Annotated in this window: 7 protein-coding genes; 5 read left to right on the top strand and 2 right to left on the bottom strand. The window is 65.9% G+C overall.

All coding sequences use genetic code 11. From position 1 onward, the window contains the following. The first annotated feature begins 89 nt into the window (after positions 1-89). The 5 genes from DVU99_RS05810 to DVU99_RS05790 are packed head-to-tail and all read left to right on the top strand — an operon-like array spanning position 90 to position 3,500. Complete coding sequence (locus tag DVU99_RS05810; RefSeq protein WP_114239261.1) at positions 90-1,373, top strand: amidohydrolase family protein; 1,284 nt, start codon at positions 90-92, stop codon at positions 1,371-1,373. After that, positions 1,370-1,855, top strand: coding sequence for a GNAT family N-acetyltransferase (locus tag DVU99_RS05805; protein ID WP_114239260.1), 486 nt, complete (start codon positions 1,370-1,372; stop codon positions 1,853-1,855). The genes DVU99_RS05810 and DVU99_RS05805 overlap by 4 nt, the downstream gene beginning before the upstream one ends. Positions 1,856-1,864: 9 nt before the next feature. Further along, positions 1,865-2,461 carry a YdeI family protein gene (locus DVU99_RS05800; RefSeq protein WP_114239259.1) on the top strand — a complete coding sequence of 199 codons (597 nt, stop codon included), beginning with the start codon at positions 1,865-1,867 and terminating at the stop codon, positions 2,459-2,461. Continuing rightward, the gene (locus DVU99_RS05795) at positions 2,461-2,928 is read left to right on the top strand and encodes a GNAT family N-acetyltransferase (RefSeq protein WP_114239258.1); all 468 of its coding nucleotides are present in this window, start codon (positions 2,461-2,463) and stop codon (positions 2,926-2,928) included. Before DVU99_RS05800 ends, DVU99_RS05795 begins: the two co-directional genes overlap by 1 nt. Further along, on the top strand, positions 2,925-3,500 hold the full coding sequence (locus tag DVU99_RS05790) for a GNAT family N-acetyltransferase (RefSeq protein ID WP_114239257.1): 576 nt from the start codon (positions 2,925-2,927) through the stop codon (positions 3,498-3,500). Before DVU99_RS05795 ends, DVU99_RS05790 begins: the two co-directional genes overlap by 4 nt. Before the next feature lie 67 nt (positions 3,501-3,567). On the opposite strand, the gene DVU99_RS05785 is transcribed toward DVU99_RS05790, so the two are convergent. Both DVU99_RS05785 and DVU99_RS05780 read right to left on the bottom strand, forming a co-directional pair. Next, entirely contained in the window at positions 3,568-5,142 is a 1,575-nt protein-coding gene (locus DVU99_RS05785) for a ShlB/FhaC/HecB family hemolysin secretion/activation protein (protein ID WP_198670195.1), read from the bottom strand. A gap of 98 nt (positions 5,143-5,240) precedes the next feature. Next, positions 5,241-24,470, bottom strand: coding sequence for a filamentous hemagglutinin N-terminal domain-containing protein (locus DVU99_RS05780; protein ID WP_114239255.1), 19,230 nt, complete (start codon positions 24,468-24,470; stop codon positions 5,241-5,243). Positions 24,471-24,521: the final 51 nt, after the last annotated feature.

Raw genomic sequence — 24,521 nt, 5'->3', positions numbered from 1 at the left:
GAGGCCGGGCATGCCTCGCTAGAATCGGGCTTCTTGCCAGCGGGGAGCTTGTGATGGGATGGAGTCGGCATAAACGGTGGGCAGGCTGGATGGCTGCCCTGTGGATGGCAGGAGCCGCGGCGACCACGGTCGCCCCGCCCAAGGGCGACGTGCTGCTGGTACCCGACCGGGTATGGACGGCCGAAGGCGATATGGCACGCAGCGGCTGGGCCGTGCTGGTGCACGACGGTGCGATCAGCGCCGTGGGCCCCGAGGCCAGCCTGCACGCGCCCGCCGGCACCCAGCGCATCGCGCTGCCCGGCACCACGCTCACGCCGGGCCTGATCGACCTGCATTCGCATGTGTTCCTGCATCCGTACAACGAGACGCTGTGGAACGACCAGGTGCTGAAGGAACCGCAGGATTACCGCACGCTGGAGGCCGCTGCACATGCGCGCGCCACCTTGCTGGCTGGTTTCACCACCTTGCGCGACCTGGGCACCGAGGGCGCGGGTTACGCCGACGTCTCGATCAAGCGCGCGATCGACGAGGGCATGATCCCCGGCCCGCGCATGTTCATCGCCACGCGCGCCATCGTCGCCACGGCCAGCTATGGCCCGGGTCCGCGCGGTTTTCGTCCCGACATGGACCTGCCCAGCGGCGCGCAGGAGGTCAGTGGCGTGGACGAAGCGATCCGTGCCACCCGCGAGCAGGCCGGGCGCGGCGCCGACTGGATCAAGCTCTATGCGGACTACCGCGTGGGTGTCGACGGCAGCACCCAGCCCACGCTGTCGCTGGCGGAGATGAAGGCGATCGTGGACACCGCCCACCTGTCGGGTCGGCCGGTGGCCGCGCATGCCTCCAGTGACGAAGGCGTACGCCTGGCGGTGGAAGCGGGCGTGGACAGCATCGAGCACGGCTACGGCGCTAGCGAGTCGACCTTCCGCCTGCTCAAGCAACATGGCACCGCCTACGAACCCACGCTTACCGCGGTGGAGTCGACTGCCCAGTACTTCGAGCATTACGTCCCCGGCCAGAGCGAGCCTACCGCGCGCATGAAGGATGCCGAGCGCGCCTTCCGCACCGCGCTGAAGCTTGGCGTCACCATCGGCAACGGCAGCGACGTGGGCGTGTTCGCCCACGGCGACAACTGGCGCGAGCCGGCCAACATGGTGCGCGACGGCATGACGGCGCCGCAGGCGCTGCACGCGGCCACCGACGTGGCTGCGCGGATCCTGCGCCAGCAGGACAAGTTCGGCCGCATCGCGCCGGGCATGCGCGCGGACCTCGCCGCCTTCACCGGCGACCCGAGCACGCATATCGACGACCTACGGCATGTCGCCTTCGTGATGAAGGACGGCACGGTCTACCGCACACCACAAGCCACGCCATGAGCAATTTCCGGATCCGTCCCATCGAACAGCGCGACAACGCCGCTGTCGCCAGCATCATCCGCACGGTCATGCCCGAGTTCGGCGCCGATGGCCCTGGCTTCGCCATCCACGATGCCGAAGTGGACAGCATGCACGAGGCCTATGCGCGTCCACGCAGTGCCTATTTCGTGGTGGAGCGCGACGGCCAGGTGATCGGTGGCGGCGGCGTCGCCCCGCTGGAGGGTGGCGATGCCGGCGTCTGCGAGCTGCGCAAGATGTATTTCCTGCCGGAGGCCCGCGGCCTGGGCGCCGGCAGCGCCATGATGCTGCGCTGCCTGGATGCGGCGCGTGCGCACGGCTTCCGTCGCTGCTACCTGGAGACGCTGACCGGCATGGATGCGGCACAGACGTTGTATCGTCGTCATGGCTTCACCACGCTGGATGCCCCGATGGGCGGCACCGGCCATTTCAGTTGCGACAAGTTCTTCATCCGCGAGCTGTGAGGTATCGCCATGGGCAGCCACGATCCGCGCGTCGACGCCTATATCGCCAAGTCGGCCCCGTTTGCCGCGCCCATCCTCGAGCATCTGCGCACCGTCGTGCACGAGGCCTGCCCCGAGGTCGAGGAAAGCATCAAGTGGAGCATGCCGTTCTTCAGCTACAAGGGCAGCAACCTGTGCAACATGGCGGCGTTCAAGCAGCACTGCAGCTTCGGCTTCTGGCAGGGTCGCGACATCGTCGGTGAGCCACCCGGCGAAGGCATGGGGCAGCTTGGCAAGCTCGTGTCGCTGGAGGATCTCCCGCCCAGGAAGACCCTGCTTGCACGGATCAGGAAGGCCGTGGCGCTGAAGGACAGCGGTATAAAGCCGGCCCGTGCGGCAAAGCCTGCCAAGCCGCCGCCGGTGCTCCCGGAAGACCTTGCCACCCTGCTCGCCCAACGCAAGCACGCGGCTGCACGCAAGACCTACGAGGGTTTTCCGCCCAGCGCCCAGCGCGAATACGTCGAATGGATCACCGAGACCAAGACCGAGGCCACCCGGCAGAAACGCCTGGCCTCCACGCTGGAGTGGCTGGCCGAAGGCAAGCGGCGCAACTGGAAGTACGAGTGATGGCGAACACCCCTACCCTGCATTTCGAGATCGACGATCCGGACTCGCCTGATGTCACGCCGCTGATCAGGCAACTGGACGGCTATCTGGCCGAGCTCTACCCCACCGCCAATATCCGCCCGCTGGCGGTGGATGAACTCAAGCGACCCAACGTCACTTTCCTCACCGCCCGCGTCGACGGCACGCCGGTGGCCTGCGGGGCCTGTGTCTGGCATGAGGGCTACGTGGAGGTGAAGCGCATGTACGTGCTGCCCGCCTGCCGCGGCCTTGGCCTGGGCAAGCAGTTGCTCGACGCGCTGGAAGACAAGGTCCGCCAGGGCGGCGGCCAGCTTATCCGGCTGGAGACCGGCACGGCGCAGACCGAGGCCCTGGAACTGTACGAACGCGCGGGCTATCGTCGCTGCCCGCCCTTTGGCGAACACCACGCCAATCCCCGCAGCATCTGCATGGAGAAACTGCTCGCATGATCCGCATTGCCCATGCCGACGACGCCGCCGCCATCCACGACATCTACGTGCCGTCGGTGCTGCACGGCGTGGAGACCTTCGAGACCGAACCGCCTGGCGTCGATGCCATGCGCGAGCGCATCACCACGCGCCTGCGCCAGTATCCCTGGCTGGTGTGGGAGCAGGACGGCCGCGTGCTGGCCTACGCCTATGCCAGTCGCTTCCGCGAACGCGCGGCCTACGACTGGATCGCCGAGACCTCGATCTACGTGCACGCCGATGCACGCCGCCGCGGCATTGCCCGCCGCCTGTACGCCGTCCTGCTGGAGGCGATGACCCTGCAGGGCATCAACCAGGCCGTCGGCGTGATCACCTTGCCCGGTGACGTCAGCGTGACCATGCACGAGGCGATGGGCTTCAGCCCCGCCGGCGTGTGGCGCAGTTCCGGCTACAAGCTGGGCCAATGGTGGGACGTGGGCGTATGGCAGAAGGAACTGCAGCCGCCGACCGTTCCGCCCGGGCTGGTGGTTCCCTTCGCCGGGCTGCGCGAGACGCCGGCCTGGACTGACCTGCTTCGCCGCGTCAACGACTGACGCGTAGCCTGGCGCAGCCGCCCCGGCACGATGCACCGGGGTGGGGCCTTCACGCACACGGCGATAGCTATTCGAAGTGCACGGTCAGGCGGAAGTCGACGCGCACGCTGTCCTGGTCCGGCACCACCGTCTCGAACGGCTTGGCGACATCGGCCGATGCGGTGATCCAACGCCAGTTGTAGCTGCCACCGACGCCGGCGCCGGTGATCTGCTGGCTGCTGGGGAACGCTGCGAACACTTCGCCATGGTCGACGAAGCCGAACAGGTCCAGTCGTTCGCCGACGGAGCGATGCAATTCGAGGTCGGCGTAATAGCCGCGCGCGCCGGACAACACGCCGCGCTCGTAGCCGCGCACGCTGCCGGGGCCGCCGATCTGGAACAGGTTGGCCGATGGCACGTGGTAGCCTGAACTGAACTGCCAGCCCAGGTCGGCGCGCAACGCCCAGCGCGACTGGCCCAGGCGCTGGATGAAGTACGCGCTGCCCGGCGCGATGGTGAAATCGGTCTTGCCCAGCATGGGCTCATCGGAGTGCACGCGTGTCACCAGCTGCGTCGCGTTCCAGCGCTGTCCGTCGGACTGATGAGCCAGGCTGGCACCCAGTGTCCACGCATAGGTGCGTGTATCGGCGATGTCCTGCCCGCTGATCTGCGTGGTCGAGTCGGTGATCGAATAGGAACCGATCCCGCTGAACAGCCAGTCCAGGGTCGCGATCAGGGGCTGGTTGTAGTTGAGCGAGGTCACCGACGAGGTGCCCTGGATGTTGATGTTGCGGAAGGCCTCGTCGAGCACGTTGATCTGGCTGTGCGAGTAGCTGATGCCCAGCCGCCCGTTGTTCGGGAACAATGGCACGGAATAGGACACCGAGCCGTCGTTGCCGCCGCTGGAGTGCGCCACGTTGCCGTCCAGCATGTCATCGATGCCGAGCAGGCTGTACACATGCCCCTGCAGGCCGATGCGATTGCGCCCGGTATTGTCCACGCCGCCATTGTCGACGAAGGCGTCGAGCGCATACCGGCTCGGCTCCTGCACATCCAGCTCCACGTCGGTGAGGCCGCGCGAGGCACCCGGTTGCAGCACCGCCTGCGCCTGCAGGTCGGTGGTCCGGTTGAGCGTCACCAGGTTGTCGCGCAACTGCTCGGGATCGATGACCTCGCCTTCCTTCAGGTCCAGGCGCCGGGCCAGGTAGTGGTCACTGACGTGCCGCTTGCCCTTGACGGCGACCTTGCCCAGCCGTCCCTCGATCAACTCCACATGCACCACGCCGTCGACCACCGGCTGGTTCTTGAGGAATGCGCGTGCCGTGGTGATCTTGCGCGCGCGGTACAGGTCGTTCACCGCATCGAGCATCCGGGCCAGTTCGGCGCCATCGACCTCCCTGCCCTCGTAGGGCTTCACCGCGGCCGCCAGGTCCGCCGGCTTCAGCAGGGCCGACGGCGTGAACTCCACGTGCCTGAGCATGAAACGGCTGGTGGCGTGCGCCTTGGCCGCACTCGATGCCGGTGCGGCCGGTTGCTGCAGCGGGTCGGTGGGCGGCACCGGTGCGGGCGCCTGTTGCTGCTGGTAGTAGCGTTGCTGGCGCTGGGCATCATTCTGCAATGTGCTGGGAGTCACCTGCGACTGCGTCTGCGCCTGGACCGGCATCGTGCCTAGGACTCCGCTGCCGCATCCTGCCGCCAGCGCCGCACTCATCACCACGCGGCGCCACGGCGCCGCTCCCCTGTATCCCTGCATGTATCGTTTCACTCCGGAGCATTGATGTTGACGGCGGCTTCGTGGACATCCGACGGGCGCACCAGCTGGCTGGGGTCGGTATGGGTCCATGCCGGCGTAGGATGCGGATCGACCTGATCATCGCCACGATCTTCGGTCTGTTCGGTGAGCATGCGGCCGTTAAAGCGCAGCGCGCTCTCGCCGAGGTAGTTCGGCGCGAGCCAGTCATGCGGCGCGACGTAGTCGGGCGTCGTCGTGTCGTCACCGAAGCTGTAGCGGATGATGAAGGCGTCGGTCAGCGTGGCGATGCCGTCCTGGTGCAGCTGGAAGTCGTAGGTCGGCTGCATCAGTTGCACCGTGGCCGGCACCAGGATCGCGCTGTGCTGGTTCATCCACACGTAGGCATCGGGCGTCTTCACCGACATGGTCTGCTCGATATGCGCCGAGCTGATATCCACGTTTGGCGCGGTGGTGGCCAGTGCGGCATTCACCGCGGTCAGGCGATCGATCATCCAGTCCTTTGGTGCATCGGCGGTCACCGTGATCCTGCCTGCCACGCCACCCTGGTAGCCGGTGAGCAGCGAGTACAGCGGCTGGCCGCTGGTGGTCTGCTTCACGTAGGCGCTGATGTTGTTGGCCTGCAGGTTGATGCGGTCGCCGATATAGGCGGCATCCAGCTGGATATCGCCGTTGGCGGCGACGAAGGCGTCGCGCGTGGTCAGCGTGGCCCCGAGGATGCTGCCGTCGCGCGCCAGCAAGGTGATGCTGTCCGGTGCGGTGAGCCAGGTAAAGCCCAGCTGCTGCGCCGCCAGGTCGATGCTGTGGCCGGCTGTGCCATCGTGCATGTTGATCGCCGCCCCGCTGTCCACATCCAGCGCGTTTCCGGCCGTGGTGGAGTACAGGTCGGCGTCACCGCCGGACTGCACCACCACGTCGTGGCCCGCGGCCATGGTCTGGGTGACCACCATGCCGCCCGCCTGCAGGTTGATGTCGGTGCCCGCGTTCAGCGTGCCCACGCGGATGTCGCCGGGCGCCACGAACTGGATGGCGTTGCCGGCTTGCACGCTGTTGCCCTGGATGCCCGCCTGCTGCGACTGCCCGGAGACCGAACCGCCGGCACTGAGCGCGGTGAAGTCGAGTTGCTGGCCGGCCAGCATGCCGAGGTCGCCACCGGTGGTGACACTACCCAGGGTCATGGCGGCACCCGAACGCAGCGAGCCGTTGCCGCCGGTGCTGAGCGTACCCGCCTGCAGCGAGCCAGCGGCCTGCGCCGAGAGATCCTGGCCGGTCTGCACCGTCGCCAGCGACATGTCGCTGCCCGCAGCCAGTGTCGCGCTGCCTTGCTGCACGTCGAGCTGCTGCGTGACATCCAGCGTGCCACCCGCCTGGGCCTGCAGCGATCCGCCGGTGAGTCGCACCGAGCCGAAGCTGATCGAGCCGGCGGCCTGCGCCGTGAGGTTGTTGCCACCGGTGAAGCTGCCCAGCGTCAGGTCGCCGCCCGCCGTGAACTGGCTGCTGCCGCCCACCGTGCCCTGCACGACGTTGGTATTGCCACCACTGTCCACCGACAGGTTGCCCCCGATGGCGACGGTATCGAGGTCGGTGTCGCCGCCCGATTGCAGCGTCGCATTGCCCCCAACACCCAGCGTGCTGGCCTGTAGCAAACCGCCGGCCTGCGCCGAGAGGTACTGGCCGGTCTGCACCGTCGCCAACGACATGTTGCCGCCCGCAGCCAGCGTCGCGCTGCCCTGCTGCACGTCGAGCTGCTGGGTGACGTCCAGCGCACCACCGGCCTTGGCCTGCAGCGATCCGCCGGTCAACAGCACCGAGCCGAAGTCGATCGAGCCGGTGGCCTGCGCCGTGAGGTTGTTGCCACCGGTGAAGTCGCCCAGGGCAAGGTCGCCACCCGCGCCGAACTGGCTGGTACCCGTCACCGTCCCTCGCGTGATGGTCGTGTCGCCACCGCTGTTGCTCACCAGCGCGCCACCCGCCGTCAGCGCATTGACATTGATGTCGTTACCCGCGGTGAGCGTGGTGTTGCCGCCGCTGCCCAAGGTGTTGGTGATTTGCAGATTACCCTGGGTGGCAGTGAGTGCGGCGTTGCCACCGCTGCTCAACGTGGCCGCCGTGAGGTCGGTGCCGGCAGTCGCGGTCAGATCACCACCACTGGTCACCGTACCCAGCGTCGTCGCACCCGTGCTGTTGGTATGCACGGTGCCACCGGCGGCCAGGTTGCTGCCGACGATGGTTGCGGCCGAGATCGTGGCGTTGCCGCCGGCGGTGATCTGCGTGAAGTCCAGCGTGTCGGCCACGGCGAGACCGACGTTGCCATAGGCGCGAATGCTTTGCGCGTCGAGGTTGCCCAGCGCATCGATGTAGATGCTGCCTAGCGTGCTGGTGGCATCGAGCGTGCCCGGATTGACGTTCACGATCAGCGGATGCGATGCGCTGCCGGTGTCGTTGACCGATTGCAGCGACACGCTGCCGCCCGCGAGTTCTTCCACATTCAGCGGATCACCATTGCCCTGGATGCTGCCAGCGGCGGCAATGCTGATGGACGGGGTATCGCTGGCATCGGTGCTCTGCACCAGGCCGAGCACGACATTGCCGCCGGACCCGATCGTGGCGGTACCAGTGGCGGCGATGCTGCTGCCGCTGCCCATTTGCACGGCATCGCCGGTTTGCGCGGCACTCACGGCGACGTTGCCTCCGGTCGCGCTCAACGCAGCGCCTTGGCCGATGTCCAGCGTACCGGTGCCCGTGAGGTTGGTCAGCGTGGCATTGATGTTGCCGTTGCCGGTGGAGACATTGCCGCCGATCGTCACGCCAGTGGCGCCGTTGAGGTCCACGTCGTCGTTGGCATTGCTGCCGCCGACGGCTTGCGTGCCGCTGCTGGCGATGGTGCCGGTGGTGGTCAGCGCACCGGTGGTGGCATTGAGCACCACGCCGCCCGCCGCCTGCACGTCGTTGAACCCTGCATCCAGGTAGCCGGTGGCATTGACGCCGGCATCGTTGGAGGTCAGCTGTTGGGCAGTGAGGCTGCCCACCGTGGAAAGCAGCGTGATCTGGCCACCGCTTTGGATCGTGCCCACGGCGAGATCGCCGGTGTCCGTGGCGATGTCCACGATGCCGTTGGTCGCCGTGGCCTTGAGCAGCGGGTTGCTGCCGGTTTCCTGCACCCACATCGCGCCCAGCGTAGGCGTGCCGTTGTAGGCGACGTTGTCCAGCGCGTCGAACGTGATCTGATTGCCCGCGACGCTGGTGACATTGTTGATCGCGTAAATGCTGCCGTTGCGCGATTGCAGCAGCACGTCGTCGTTGGCAACGGCCTGGTTCACCAGCAGGTTGCCGGTGGTTTGCTCCAGCGCGAGGTTGCCGCCGGCCGAGCCCTTGTTCAGCGTGCCCGCGATGTCGACCGTCAGTGCCTCCAAACCGTAACTGTCGAAGCCGACGTTGTTGTTGGCCGCGATGGTCAGGTTGCCGCCGACGTTCAGCAACGCCTGGGCGTTGGGCGAGTATGTGGCGTCCGGGTCGGCCTGGATGCCGCCGGAGGCGGTGAGGTTCATGTCCAGGCCGGAGCTGAGCCCCGACAGCTGGACGACTTGGTCACCCTGTCGCTGTGTGGCCAGCGCCAGGTTGCCCTGCGCCTGGATGTAAACCGCGCCATTGGCCCTGCCGGCCAGATCGCCGGTCACCTCGACGAACAGCGGATCGATCTGCGTGATCACGATCGAACCGATGGTGGTGCCGCCAGCCGTGGCACCCACGCTGGACAAGGTGGCGTTGGCCGCCAGTTGCGCCAGTTGCTGGCTGTTGATCACGTTGTGGTTGGTGTCGTACACCGTGATGTCGCCGGGCGTGTTGGCGCTGGCCAATGCCTGCAACACGCCCGGATTGTTGCTGTTGTCGAGCGTGTTGACGAGCGTACCGGTGCTGTAGAGCGTGGCCAGGTCGCTTTCGTCGATGGTGATGGGCGTACCCAGCTGGCCGAGGCCGCTGTTCTTGCCATTGGCCAGCAGCGTCACGTTCACACCGCTGATGTTGGGCGTGAAGTTGGTGCCGACCGTGGTGGTGGTGAGGCCCGAACCCGTGCCACCCGTGCTGGGTACGGCGAGCATGCCGGCGCTGCTCAGGCTGTACAGCAAGGCGTTCTCGCTCCACGCCTGCGACGCCAGCGACTGTTGCTGTGCCGACGTAAGCGAAAATACATAGCCACCGCCGGGCGTGGTGAATTCGCTCTGCGTGTTCCAGCTCGCGCCGGAGCTGCTGATCCACTGACTGAACAGCGAGATGTCGCTGGCGATGCGGCCGGCCAGATAGTTCTGCACGTCGGCCTGGTCCGGCGTGGCCGAAGCGCTGATGGTGCCGTTGCTGGCTTGCACCACCAAGGCCCAATACGACTGCAACAGGCCCATCGTCGGCGTCTTGGCGAAGGTGTACTTGCCGTTGCTGTAGCTGCCTTCGGCCATGAGGCCGATGTACTCGCTGTAAGCGGCATTCACCTGACTGGTGATGGCCTGGTCCACCGCGGTGGGCGCGTTGATGGCGTTGCCGTTGGTATCGACCGACACCAGACCGAAGCGCTGCCACAGCGCCTCTTCCTGCGTGGGATTGAGCGTGGCCGAAGCGGACAGCGAGCTGGCGTCGTAGATGCCGCCCCTCTCGGCATCCATGATCACGTTGCCATGCTGGGAAACCACGCTGCCCACTTCGTAGTCGCCGGCATCGTTGGCGACATCGATGTCGCCAGCGGCATGCAGATTGAGCGCATCGACCGAGCCGGCCGAGAAGTTGGTCTGCACCATCAGCGGCTGGTCGCTGGTCTGGCTGCCATTGATGGTCTGGGAGCCCACGATGCTGCCCAGCTGGCTGGTGAGGCTCACCGCGTCGCCGACGATATCCTCCGGCCCGCCGATCGCGCCCTGCACCGTCGCATCCGCGGTACACGCGCCGCTGCCCATGTCCGCCGGCAGGCAGCCCAGGTAAGCCATGCCCGGAATCTTCACGCCGGGGCCGCGGGTGCTCACCAGCGAACCGGTGCTGGTGATGTTGACGTTGCCGTAAACCTGCGTGCCCTTGCCGCCCGCGACCGCCAGGATCGGCTGGTTGCTGCTGCCGGAATTGATGTTGAGGTTGATGCTGCCGTCGTTGCCATCGCCCGGTGTCGCGCTGGTATTGGTGTACCCGTCGGTCACGGCCACGAGCGTGGTTTCGTTGCCGGTATCGACCACGCCGCTGTTGCCGGTATCGGTGTTGCCGTAACCGGTGATCTGCACGTTGATCGGCCTGGACGACGTGCCGATGCTGCCGCCGCCTTCGGTGATCATGGCCAGGTCATGCGTCCAGATCAGTTGCTGCTGCGGGTTGGTGCTGAGAATGTTGCCACCGTTGGTGGCCACCAGCAGCGTGTCCGGCGTGGCCGACACGCCTGAGGCGGTGTTGCCGTTCTGCACCGGGTTGTTGGTGTTGGAGATGACGCCGTTGAGCAGGATGTTGGCGTTGGAGTCGATCTCCACGCGGTTGGTGGTGGAGGTGGCGAAGTTGATCGCGATCGGCAGCGAAGCGGACTGGGTGACGTTGATGCTGAGCGTGCCGTAGTCGGGATACAGGAAATTCCAGGCCGAGCCCCAGCCACCCGGGTTCTTGGAGGAGTACCAGGTCGTGTCGTCGTCATAGACGGTGGCCGTGGTGCCGTAATTGCACCCTGTGCCCAGGCTACCGCTGCATCCATGAAAGACCGCCCACCCGCCTGCGTAGATCGACTGCACGGGATTGCTCGTGCTGCCGGAAATACCCACGGCCCATTGCGCGCCATTGCTCAGTGTCACGTTGGCCGTCTTGGAGAACCCCGAATACGGCGTCCAGGCCTGGTCGCCATCTTCGGCCTGGCCGGTCTGGGCGTTGTAGAACGACCAGTCCGTGCTGGAGCTCGATCCGGTGTAGGCAGCGGGCAATCCGGAGGTCGGACGGAACACGGTGGCGGACATGCCGTAGTTGTAGTACTGGCCTTGGGCCGGGGCATAACTGGCCAGCGCCGCCCCATTCTCCGTCAACGCATAGATGGCATCGCCGCTGGTGTTGGAGGCTTCCACGATGCTCGGCACGCCCGATGCCGATTCCAGCGTCGATGTCACGCCGCTCTGCGCACTGTTGTAGGCGCCCGGGTTGTTGGTGAAGGTCTGCGTCGCACCACCATCCACGCTGACGTACCAGGTGGTGGTGGGCACATTCGAACCGCCGATCAACTGCGAATAGTCTTCGATGGTGACCATGCCCGGCGATGCCTTGCCGGTGTCGATGTTGTTCACCTGCAACGGCAAGCCGGTGGTGTTGTCCACCAACACTTCGCCATAGCCGCTGTTGACGGTGATGCTGCCACCGCCCGTGCTCACCACATGGCCGATCAACGTAGCCTGGCCGCCACCGGTGGCCTCGACGCTGTTGAGGTCGATCTGCTTCTGGTTGATGTTGTAGCTGGCGCCGATGAGCTGGCTGGAGCCAGCCGACTGCACCAGGCCCAGCAAGGGCTCATACGAACCGTTGCTGCTGTTGTAGTAGTACAGCGTGTTGCCGGTGCCGTCGGTCAGCCCCAGCGTGCCATTGCTCACCGACTCCTGGTACGTGGTGTAACTGTTGTTGCCCGCATTGTAGGCGTAGAGCAGCGTGCCCTTGTTGCTGGCATAGGCATTGAGGAAATCGCTGAGGCCCTTTTGCGTCTGCACCGTCCATACACCGGACTGGCCCACCGTGTAGGACGAATCGAAATCGATGTAGCCATTGGCACCGGCATTCACGGTCAGGGTTTGCGACTGCGACGAGGGCATCTTCTGGCCGGTGCCCCAGCTGCTGGAGGCACCCTGCACATTGGTACCCGAAGCGCTAAGCGCGATCCACGGCACCATCGGCGTGTAGTCGTTGCCGCTGGGTCCCTCGCTGATCACGCCATAACCGATGCCGGAACTGCCGGATCCGCTGCAGGTGCTACCGCCGTATGAGAATCCGGCACAGTTGCCGATCGTGATGATCGGCGTGGCCTGGAATGTCCCCTGGTAGTTCGAAAAGGGCACCGTGGTGCCGCCACCGTAGGTCATCAGTGCGGCATTGAGCGTTGCCGTACTGGTCGAGTTGGGCGCGTACACCGCCTCCATGATCGCCGCCGCCACCTTGTCCGCGTCCCAGGAGCCGGTCGCGGCACTGCCGGTATTGAAGAAATCCGGCCCGAGGATGTCGGTGAAAAGCCAGCTTGTCGAACTGTCCAATGCACCGGCCGGATCGCCACCGGTGAACGCAGGGTTGGCATTGAAGGTCACGTCGCCACGCGGTGCATAGATCGACACGTCATTGGCATAGATGCCATTGGTCGTGATCGAGCCTTCGCTGGTACTCAGGCTGACGTTGCCGCCGAAATCCTGGATGGCGCCGTTGACCATGATGTCCGGCGTGTTCTGCCCCGGCGACAACGTGTTGTTGTACGAGTTGTCGATGGTGATGTTGGGCTGCGCGTCGCTGGGCGCCTGCGTGATGCGGACGCCACCGATGCTGGTCGTGCCGCTGGTGTTGGCGTTGTTCTCGTACACCGTGCCGCTGAGGCCGAAGCTGACGTCGATGCCCGACAGCGCCACCGTATCGGCGCTTGCATTGTCGATGGTGATGGATGGCGCGGGGTTGGCCGTGACCGAGCCGCTGCCGCTGATGCCGCCCATGTTGGTGCTGGTGCCGTTGCCGCCGAACAGGTAGACGTTGCCACCGCGCACGCTGAGCGGCACGCCCAGGATGTCGCTGGCCGAACCGCCGAACTCCCATGCGGTCACGTTGCCCGTCGAGCCCGGGTCCGTTTCGTTGTAGTCGTTGACCCATTGCGCGGCGAAGGTGACGGCGCTCGGCGTGCCGCCGATCGTACTGCCGGCGGTGGTGAAGCCGCTGCCGGTATCCACGGCATAGGCAATGGCATTGCTGGTGAGATTGCCGTTGGCGTCGATGTTGATCAGCAGATCGCCACCCGTGCCTGCCACCACGTTGCCGTTGATGGCGGTGTTGGCACTACCGCCGACACTGGTGCTGTTGTTGCTGTTGGTTACCGGAATGAAGCCAAGCTCGTAGCCGTGGCCCTCGCTGTCGGGGCTGGCCGTGAGAGTGCCGTTGATGCTGCCGATATTCACGTCGCCATCGCTGGTGACCGAACTGCCCGCGCCCAGCGTCAAGGTGGCGTTGCTGACCACATTGGCTGTCGCCGAAGCCACCGGAATGGCGATGAGCCCGCGCACGTAAGCCTGCGCCACCGGCTGGGCATTCAGTTCCGTGGCCAGGCTGCCGTCGCCGAAATCCTCGCCAGCCAGCACGTAGCTGTCGTTCATGCTGGCAATGGATACGGTGCCATTGCCGTCGGTACCGACGTTGACCGACTGGTTGGCGGTGAGGCTGGTGGTGGAACTGGCCGAGGCAACGCCGTCAATGCCGTACGAATTGCCGATCGCCGTGTTCATCGCCCCCATCATGGCGTAGGTGCCGATGTTGACGACGTAGCTGGTCAACGTGCTGTTGCCATCGATATCGATGGTGTTGCCCACCGTGCCGGTGAAGTTGGTGGTGGGGTTGGCAACCGGCACCGCGCCACCGATGGTGATGCTGGCCTGATCTTGCACGTTCTGGATGGTGCTGTCGGCGATCACATTGATGCTGCTCAACGTGCTGGCCGTGTCGTAACCGTAGGTGGCCAGATAATCGCCGTTGCCGATGTGCGCGGAGTTGTTGGCGAGGAAGGTGTTGTTCACCTCGGCCGCCGTGCCCACGAACAAGCCACCCGCACCGCTGGTGGCGCCGCCGTTGCTTGCATCAGCGCTCATCGTGGTGTCGGCGATCACGTTGAGGTTGCCGCCCGACACCACCGCCGTGTTGATGCCAATCCCCGCGGCAGCCGTGGTGCCGGTGGTGCCGGCGAGGTTGTTGGCATAGGCGCCGCTACCGCCGATCACCGCACCGTTGCTCGAATCGGCGGTGACGCCGTAGAAATATTGGGTGTTGGCGACAAGGTTGAATTCGCCGCCCATCGTCAGGTACTGGTCGGCGCCCAGCGTGGCGCTGGAGGTGGACAGCGCGGCTGTCGTGGCCGTGGCAGCCACGCCGCCAACCAGCTCGCCGCTGCCCGATTTGACGTAGGCGTTGTTGGTGTCGGTGCTGTCGGCCAGGATGCCAAGGCTGTTCAGCTCGGTGGCACCCGTATAGGTCACGCCGGTAGTGGCGTTACTGATGTTCTCGCTCACATTGGCCTGGCTGCCGTCCAGCGACGCCGTGGTGGTTTCGTCGGAACTGGCGTTGGCGTTGAAACCGCCGCCGATGAAACCGCCGGCGACCACGCCGTTGGCATTGGCCGAGGCCACCGGCGTGCTGTCGGCCAGGATCGACACGCTGCCGAGCAGCGGCAGCATGACGCCGCTGCCGATTTCGGCACGGTTGGTGCCGCTGCTGCTGGCGGTCGCGTTGGACGCATCGGCGGCAACGATACCGCCGCTGTTGCCGGTGGAAGTGGCCGAGAGGTTCGGCGCGAAATCGCTCGTCAGGTTGAGCGCGCTGCCGGTCGGTGCGTTGGTGAACTGCACATCGGAGCTGGACGAACCCACCACAGCGCTGCTGGTGAGTGCCGCACTGGCATTGACGTTGTTCACGCCGATCGAAATGCCCACACCGATGGTGGTGGTCTGCGCGCTGGCCGACAAGGTCGGCGCGGCATCGGCAGTGACGCTGGTAGCGCCCACGCCCGACAGCGTGGTAACCAGACCCGAGCCGATGCTGTAACCGGGGAAGATGCTGGCCGCCCCACTGCTGGCCAGCGTGTTGACGCCGATGCTGCCGCTGACGGTGCTGGTGTCGCTGGCGGTGATGTCCGCGCCATCGCCGGAAATGATGCCACCGGTGCCAGCCACGCCCTGTGCGGTGGCGCCGCCGTTGTCGGTGGCGGCCACTGTCAGGCTGCCGAAGCCGCTGGCCGTGGCACCGGCGTCCAGCGACGCAAGGATGGTGTCGTGGCGATCGGCGGTGTCCTGGATGGTGCCGGCGGCGACGCCGATGCCGACATTGACGGTCGGGTTGCTGTTACCCGACGAGGCGGTGCTGCTGTCGCCGGCCAGGATGTCCAGGGTGGCGCTGCCGGCGACGTTGCCGGCATCTTCGGCGACCACGTTGTTGTTGATCTCGCTGTCGGCGACCGCCACGTTGACGCCGAGCGCACCCACGGTGACATTGCCCGCGCTCTGGCCCGTACTGATCGCGGTGTAGGCCGCGCTGCCGCCGGCGCCATCGGCGATGCCGGCCTGCACGGCCACCTTGCTTGCGCCGGAGATCTTGCTGGTGTTGTCCACCAGCGCGCCGACCTGGTTGTCCAGTTCGGTGTAGGCCACCGACACGCCGATCGCCGCCGCGCCGCCGGCACCCGCGCCGGCCGTGTTGCTGGTGCTGTCGGTGACGTTGGCGGCGACGTTGACGTTGCCGCTGGTGGTGATCTGGCTGCCGTCGGTGATGCGCGCGGTGATGCCATTGCTGGCACTGTTCATCGCCGTGGCCCAGGCGCTGCTGAAATTGCCGCTGCCGTTGACCGAGCTTGCGTTGTTCACGCCAAGGCTGCTGTAGGAAATCGCATTGCCGTTGGCATCGGTACCACTGAGCGAACCCTGGCTGCCGAGTTGATCGACGTTGGCCAGCGTGACCTGCTGCTGGCTCTGGCCATTGCTGGAAGCGCTGGGCGTGCCCGAGCCCCCATTGAGCCAGGACAGATTGCCGTTGTTGGCGATCGCATCACCGGAACCGGCGATCAGCACGCCCACCGACACGCCCACACCCGCCGCGCCAGCGGCGATGTTGGTGGTCTGGTTGTCCACGCTCAGCGCGGAGTTGGCGTAGACATTCACGCCGCTGGCGAGGTTGCCGTAATTCGTGGTGACGCTGCTGTCGTCGATGTTGGCATCCACGTGCGTCTGGATCAGCGTCACGTCCACGCCGCCGCCCACCCCGGCCGCGCCGATGCCGATGCCGCCAAGGTTGTTGGCCACGTTCTGCGTATCGTTGGCCGTGACATTGAGCGTGCCGCCCACCGCCAGCGTGCTGTTCTGCACCAGCGCGGTGGTGGTGTTGCCCAGGATGTCCACCCCCACGGTACCCGCCAGACCCGCCCATAGCCCCCCGGCCAATTGCTCGCCGAGCGCATCGGCCGTATTGCTGGAGGTGGCTTGCACGGTGGCAGCGCCACCATCGGCGAAGTTCTGCACGTTGGTGATTTCGGCGGAGGTTTCGGCGTTGTCGATGTTGACCAGCGCCATGCCGGAACCTGCCGCGCTGATCTCGCCGACGGCGACTGCCAGCGCACCGCCGATCTGCGAACTCTGGATGGCCGAGTTGGCGAGCACGCTGACATTGCTGGCGCTGATGCTGCCGCCGTTGATATAGGCATCGGTGCTGGCGCTGAACAATGACACGGCACCGGTGAGGTTGGCGGCTCCGTCGATGCTCACCGACGCCGCGCCAAGGTTGTTCAGCGACCATTGGTAGCTGTCTGCCTGCACCATCGTGCCTTGCTGGCTGGCCAGCGAATCGACCGCCGACCCGTTGATGTACGCCTTGGTGTCGCCGTTGAACGTATTGACGGGCGCGGCAGCGCTGATGGCGATGCCACCGGAGGCCGATGCGGCGGCCAGATAATTGCTGGCGTACTGCGCGTTGTAGGCGTTGACGTAAACCTGCTGCGCGGTGTTGATCGACTGTTGCGACTCGGTGGCGGTGTCCTTCAAGGCATTGATGAGCGAGCCACCATCAATGTACGCACTGGTGTCGCCGCCGATCTGGTTGACGCCCACTTCGGCCGCGCCGGCGATGCCGCTGCCCGCGCCCAGGCCCACGCTCAACGTGAAAGCATGCTGCTCGTTGCTGGCATCGACGGCCACGCCCTTGACGGACGTCGTCGCGCTGTCCAGATCCGGATCCGGCACGCTGATGTTGCTGGTGGTGCCGGTCGAGGTGCTGAGCGTTCCGGTGAGACTGGTAGGCAGGGTGACCGTGCTGGCCGTCGCGCCGCCGGCCACGCTCAACGCGCCGCCGTTGGCATAGGCGTTGACGTCGCTGTTGTCGATGTAGGCCGTGGTGCCGCTGTTGAGTGTGTTGACCACCACACCGGCGCCCACGCCGGCCGATTCCCCAAGCCCGGCCGCACCGGCGTACACGTTGATGCCCTGGTTGCTGGACGCCAGCACGCCCACGTTCTGGTTGGCCACGACATTGGCGTCCTGGTCCACGTAGGCGCTGGTGCTGCCAGTGATCTGGTTGACGGCGACCGAACCGGACACCCCCACGCCGCCAGCCAGGCCAGCTGCCACGGCGATGGTCTGGATGTTGGCGTTGTCGCTGGCCAGGCTGCTGGATCCGCCGAACAAGCCACCGGTGCTGCCCGGGTTGCTCGCCGTGGCCTGCACCAGCAGCGAACCGGTCTGGTACCAGTTGCCCACGTTGCCCACCGTGCTGGTGGGCGTGCCACCATCGCCATCGAACGCAGCGGTGGTGTTGGTGTTGATGTCGTTCACCGCCACCGCCGCGCCAACCGCCGCGCTGCCAGACCCGGCCAACGCGCCGGCCAACGAGCCGATCTGCGCACTGTTGACTGCCTGGATCGTGGTGGTGCCATTGCTGGTCGCCACCAGCGGATCGGTGGTCGTGCCCGTGGACACGTTGGTCATGCTGGCACTGATGGTATTGTCGATGCTGTTGGCGGTGGCCGAACCGGCCACGCTCGCATCTCCCGAACCAGACGCACCCACCGCCAGCGATTCGATGTTGGCGCCGGATGTCGCCGTAACATTGGTCTGACCGCCAACGTCCAGCAAGGTAAGCGTGCTGTCGCCGCCACTGGCCGGCGCCGCCGTGCCGATGCTGGCCGAGGTCGTCGTGCCGATGCCACTGACGGCCACCGATGCACCGACCGCTACTCCGCCGCTGCCGGACACGTCCACCGCCAGCGTACTGATGCTGCTGTTGTCGACGGCAGCGACGTTCAGCGCATTGCCGATCACCGCCGCGCCCGCGCCGCCTGCCCCGGTGACACCACTGACCGCGGCCAGCGTGCCGGGATTGCCCGAGCTGCTGCCGGAGCAATTGCCGTTGCTGACGCCGCCGCTGCCGATGCAGTTGTAGGCCACCGAAGCCGCGCCCGAGCCGTCGCCACCGATCGCCGCACCCAGCGCGATGGATTGTTCGGTCGCGGTGGTGCTGGCGTTGACGGTGACATCATCCGTTTGCAGGCTGGCATCTTGCAGCGAGGCCTGCGTGCTATCGCCGATTTCCTGCACGCTGGCAGCGGCGCCCACGCCCGCGCTGCTGCTCAGGCCCACCGCGCCGGAGAGCGCCTGGATGGTGGCGTTGTCGGTAGCGATGATGCCGAGCGTGCCTTGCGCGCCAGCACTGCCACCGCCCTGCGCTAGATTGGTGAGCGAGCCGCCGACGAGGCTGGCATCGACCGTGTTGCTGGTCTGGTTCCAGCCGAAGGAGATGCTCAGCGCGACATCCGAACCGAACGAACCGGCCACCGCGCCAGCCATGATGCTGGCGTTGTTGCTGGCTTGCAGGCCGAGGTCGTAGACGGGGCTGGTGGTCGAGGGTTGGGTATCGGCGCCGTTGGTGGTGAAAGCGACGTTGGTCGCTTGCGCAGCGATGGTGTTGCCGATGTTGTTGTATACGACCGCACCGCCAGCCGCGACACCCTGGGTGCTTACGCCCACGCCCCCGGCCAGGCTGTAGATGGCCGATGCGTCCTTCGCACTGGCGTTGATGGTGTTGGCGGCAAGCGAGGTCGCGCCGACACCGAGGCCGCTGGCCTCGTCGCTGTTGGGGCCCAGCAGCACTTCGTCGTGGTTGGCGATGGTGCTGACAGTGGCGCTGCCCAAGCCGGCGAATTGCCCGGTAGACACGCCCACGCCCAAGGCGAAATCGATGATGCGCGTGTTGTCTTGCGCGTTGAGGTTGATCGTGCCGCCGGTGGCGGTGAGGCTGGCGTCGTCGATCACCACCTGATGGGTGTTGGCGATGTTGCTGTAAGCCAGCGACATGCCCACGTCATTGGATGCACTGCTGATATCACCGGCCACCGCAATGATGGAGCTGCCAAGGCCGGTGCTGTTCGACCCGGACGTGGTGGTCGTGTCGGTGAGCCCGGCCTGCGTATTGGTGTCGCTGGCTGCGTTCTGGCTGGCGCTGTTGGCGCTGGCGATGTTCGATTGCAAACCGCCGCCGCTGAAATCGTAGTAGCTGGTTGCCGGCTGCGGCGTGGGCAGGTTGAGCGAGCTCACCACCGAACTGGTCGGATCGACCGCTTCGGCCTGCACGGCGATGTTCCCGTTGGCACTCACGCTGGCGCCGTTGTCGATGCTGGCAATGGTGCCGTTCTGCACGTCACTGTAAGTCACGGCGCCCGTCACGCTCACGCCGTTTTCACCGGTGGCGAGGCTGCCGGTGGCGGCCACGGCCACGATCCGCGCACTGTCCAGCGCGTTCAGCGCGAAGTTGCCGTAGTTGCTGATGCTGGCGCCATCGTCCACGGTGGCGTTGGTGTTGTCCTTGATCTGCGCGTAGGTGAGGCTCAACGCGCCGTTGACGTTGGTGCCGCTGCCCGTGCTCAAGGCCAGGCCGCCGGCACCGATGCCGATTTCCGAGGCGTCGTAGGCCGTGACCTGTACGCCGTCGGCGCCAGTGGTCTTGTCCGGATCGGTCAACGTGGCGTCATCGATCGACGCGGTGGTCTGGTTGTTCGAGGCGCCGATCGACACGGAACCGGCCAGCGTCACATCCGTGCCGCTGCCGCCCAGCGCAGCCGCCGCGCCGATGCCGGCGTCCACTTGCATGCTGTTGTCCACCGCCTGCACGGCGACATTGCCGGCATTGACCTGGGTGGCATTGCTGTTGCCATGGTCACCGATGATGGCGGTGGTGGTGTCGGCCACATTGGAGTACGCCACCGTGCCGGCGATGCCGGCATTGGTGTTGCTGCTCTGCGCGCGCACGATCGCTGCGCTGCCGGCGGCGCTATACAACTGCGCGTCGTTGGTCGCCGTGACATCGACCTGCGGGCTGGCGGCGGTGGTGCCGGCCGGCACGGTGACGGTGACGCCATCCACGCCCGATTGCGTGCTGAGGCTGGCCATGTCCACGCTGGCCGCACCGGATATGCCAATGCCAAAGGTCGCACTGGAGTTCGAGCTGGAACCCGAACTGGAACTGGGTGTACCGCTCGATTTCTTGTTCAGGCTGCCGAGCTTGCTCACGATGCCCTGCAAACCGGAGCTTGCACTGGACACCGCGCTCAGGCCGCTGGAAATGGTGCTGAGCTTGCTGCTGGCTTCGTCCAGCAGCGAACTGCCCGGACTCGGGCTGGGGCTGGAGCCGGTCAGATCGCTTTCGATCGTGGCACCTTCGCCGCTGATTTCATCCACCTTGCCCAGCGCGCTCTGGAATGTGTCCGCGCCACCGCGCAATTTGTCGGCGAGCGAGGACACGCTCTTCAGCATGCTGAGCAGACCACTGCCTGGCGCCGGGGCCGGGGCCGGTGCTGGAGCCGGCGCCGGCGCGGGAGCGGGCGCCGGCGCACTCACATACGAGCCGGCCACGCTCAACCCGCCCGCTTCGCCGCTGGTGTTGGCTTGCACAGCCAGGCTGTCGACCGTGATGGCGCCGCCCGTTTCGGCCGGCGCCGGCGCTGGCGGAGGCGTGGGCGCTGGCACTTCGTCACCGCTGTTGTCGCCGATATTCGCCACCGTGCTGGTGGTGATGTCGTTGATGCCCACGCTCAAGCCTACCGCGCCGCTGCCGGACATCGACAACGCACCGGCCAGCGACCACACCATCACCGGGTTGCTGGCATTGACGTCCAGCGCGGATGCATTCACGGTGTCGCTGCCACTCAGTGTGGCGTGCGTGGCGTCACTCACATCGGTGAGCGCCACCATGCCTTCGATGGCGGCCGAGCCGCCTTGGCCGGAAGTGGGGCTCAACACGAACAACGTATCCGCGCCGGTGGCATTGACCGCCACGCTGTTGTTGCTGGTAATCGTGACTTGGGAATCCACGCCGGCGGTGGCGCTGTCCGCATAGCCGCCGTAGTTGAACGCACCGCCGATGGCCGCCGATGCGCCCTTGTCGGCCCACGGCGCGAGGTCGCCCACCAGATTGAACGCCGCCACGTGCGTGCCGGCCAGCACGTCGATGGAATTGTTCCAGGTAAAGGTGCTGCTGCCGTCGGCGCCCGTACCGGTCATGCCTGGATCAGCGGGCATGGCGATGTTGCCGATGTTCTGGTCGTTGACCGCACCCGTCAGCCAGTCGAGCGAACTGGTCCAGCTTTCGCTGCTGCCCTTGGCCGGCGTCGCGGCGGTGGAAGTGAGCGAACTGCCGCTGCCGACCCAGGCTCGGCTGCTGTTGCTCATGCCGAAGTAGTTGACCGAGCCGCCGATGGTGACGGTACTGCCATCACCGGCCGCGCCGGCAAAACCGCTGACCCCATTCATGATGGTGGCGGGCAAACCCGTCACCGTGCTCTTTAGGGCGTTGAGATCGGAAAGGCCTTTCTCGAAAGCATCCAGGCTATTGCCCATGCTCTCCAGATCGGAAAGATCGGACGAAGCCTGGCTGCCAAGGCCAAAGGTGAAATCGAATGGCACGATGACCTGCGCGTTCACGCCGATGTTCTGTGCCGTGACTTTGTCGCCGCTGCCGATCTCGGCATCGGCGGTGTTCTGGTAATTGGCGTAGGCAACCGCGGCCGAGACGTTGACGGTGGAGGAACCGCCACTGCTGGAGCTTGATGTGGAGCTGGCGCCTTCGCTGCCGGCATCTTCAGCGGAGGAGGTTTCGCTCAGGGCACCGTTGTGGATGCCGGCATTGCTTACGATGGCCTGGATCGCCAGGTTGCCGGGGGTGGTGATGGTCAGGCCCGGCGCGGCGGCAGCGGTGGCGGTGTTGCTGCTGTCAGTCCACGCCACGGCCGAGCCGATCTTGAACGGCAAGTCACCGCCCAGGCCCTTGCCCGAACCGCTGCCATCGGCGTTCTGGGTCACGTTGCCCATCGTATTGGTCAGATCGCCGCTTTCGCCCTGCTCGCTCTGGCTCGGCGACGGACTTTGCGCAGGCGTCGGCGCAGTGGTGCCAGTCGATACGCTGGTGTTGTTCTTGGTGGTGTCGGTTTCGGCGGCAACGGTGATGTCGCCGGCCGCGCCGTTGTTGATGGTCGGCGCGCTGCCCAGGTACGCATCGGCGGCGATCGTCTGGCGGCTGACCGCGCCGGCCAGGCCGATGGAACCGGAACTGCTGCTGTTGCTGGTGGAAGCACTCGCTTCGGTGTCGAAATTGTTGGTGTTGTGTGCGCCGATATTCAGCGCGTTGGCCGTGACCGCGCCATTGACCTGCGCTTGGGCATCCACCGCCGCCTGGGTCCACGCCACCGTGGCACCCACCACGCTGTTGCTGCTGGTGGCCGTGCTGCTGGCCGTGACCGCCATCGAGTTGTCGGTGGTGGCTTTCACCGTGACGTTGCCGCCGCTGGTCACGATGGCACCGGAATCCACCAACGCATTGGCCTTGCTATACACCGCCCCGTAGAAACCGGCAGCCGAAAGCGGGCTGGAACCGCTGGTCGTCGCGGCGGTGACATTGGCGCTGGTTTCGGTGGTGGTACCGGCTTGCAGCACCACGTCGCCGCTGGCGTTGACGTGGGCGCCGCTCGACAACTCGACATTGGCCGTGCTGAAGGAGCGCGCGAACGCCACCTGTACGCCCAATTTACCGGCCACCAGATTGCCCGCGACCATCGCATCGGATGCCAACTGGGACGTGGACGGTGCCAGGTTGTCGATGATCTGGGTCGGCGTACTGCTGTTGAAGCTGCCCTGGTCCAGCATCAGGAGGGCGCCATCCGCCACGTTCTTGCCGGCGCTTTCCAGCGTGCTGATCTCGCTGCCCGTGGCGTAGTCGGAGTTGCTTGCAACGTTGGCGGTCAGGGCGATTTCGCCCCAGCTGTCCTGGCTCGGCGCAGGCGTGGACGATGTGGGGTAAGCCACGTTGCCGGTGCTGAGCGTACCGCTCACGCTGACCGCTCCGTTGGCCTGCGCGTCGCCGCCGCCGGAGCTTCCGTTGCTATCCTCGGCGATCAGGCGGATGGTGTTGCCATCCTGCTCCACTTGCGTCGGCGCGCCATTGCCATCGAGGTTGACCGCGGTGGCGAGGATATCGCTGCCGTTTCCAGTGACACTGATGGTGCCGCTTACGTCGATGGTGGTGGCGTGGATGCGCACCGCGTTGTTGGCATTGACGAGGCCATCGACGCAGATCATCGCGCTGTTGCCCGATGCGCAGACGTTGGCCGCGGCGGTATCGTTCACCGTCTCGGCGGTAGTGGTGTAGATGGTGTAGGTGGTACTGCCGCTCTTGGGCGCGTACACCACCACCCGCGTGCTGACGTTACCGCTGACGTAGGTGTAGTCGGTGGTGGTGTTGCCGTTCGCATCCGTGGAGGTGGTGGTGCTGGTCGGCGCACTGCCGTTGAGATAGGTGGGATTCTTGGAATCGGTGAAGGGCGATGTGGTGGTCGCCGGCGTCGTCACCGTGTTCTGTACTCCAAGCAGCGCATCGAGGTTGGCACTGGTGGCGTTCTGGGTGCCGATGCTGTTGGCATCGCTCAACACGCTCGCCATGAACGATGCGGTGGGCGCGCTCAACGACAACGCGCCGACATTGATCGTGCCCCCCTTGCCCACGACGATGCCGTAGGGGTCGGCGAAATACACCGCGCCGCCGTAGTTCTTGCCGCTCTGCCCGTTGAGGTAGCTGTTGACCGTGCCGTAGATCTGCGCCGCCTGGCTGCTGCTTTCGCCCCAGATCAGGTTGACCACGCTGGTGGTGTTGGCAGGAAGATTGAAGTTGACCGTAGCGCCACTGGCGACATTGAATTCGCCGTACGAACCAAAGGCGACGCTGCCGGTATTCTTTGGGCGCACCGGCGTGATGTTGGTGGTGCTGCCGCTGGTCTGGATATTGCTCGTACTGAAATTATTGAGCGTATGGCCTTGCCCGTTCGCTACCGTGATCGTCGTGGCCGATGGCCCCGCCGCCAATGCCTGTGCCGACAACCCCATGCCCAGCGCACCGCACACGGCGGTAGCGAGGGTTCGCAATGACATCTTCTCCAAGCCATGCAAGCGCGGGTTGGCCGGGTTCTTCGAAACGATGCGATGATTCATGGCACTGACCGTGTGGCGGTAAACGTGCAAGGATGGGCGAGGGCACGCGAT

The organism is Dyella sp. C9 (genome assembly GCF_003332825.1).
Lineage (GTDB): Bacteria > Pseudomonadota > Gammaproteobacteria > Xanthomonadales > Rhodanobacteraceae > Dyella.
The sequence above is the reverse complement of the archived record's forward strand: the minus strand, read 5'-3'. Positions and strand labels throughout refer to the sequence as shown.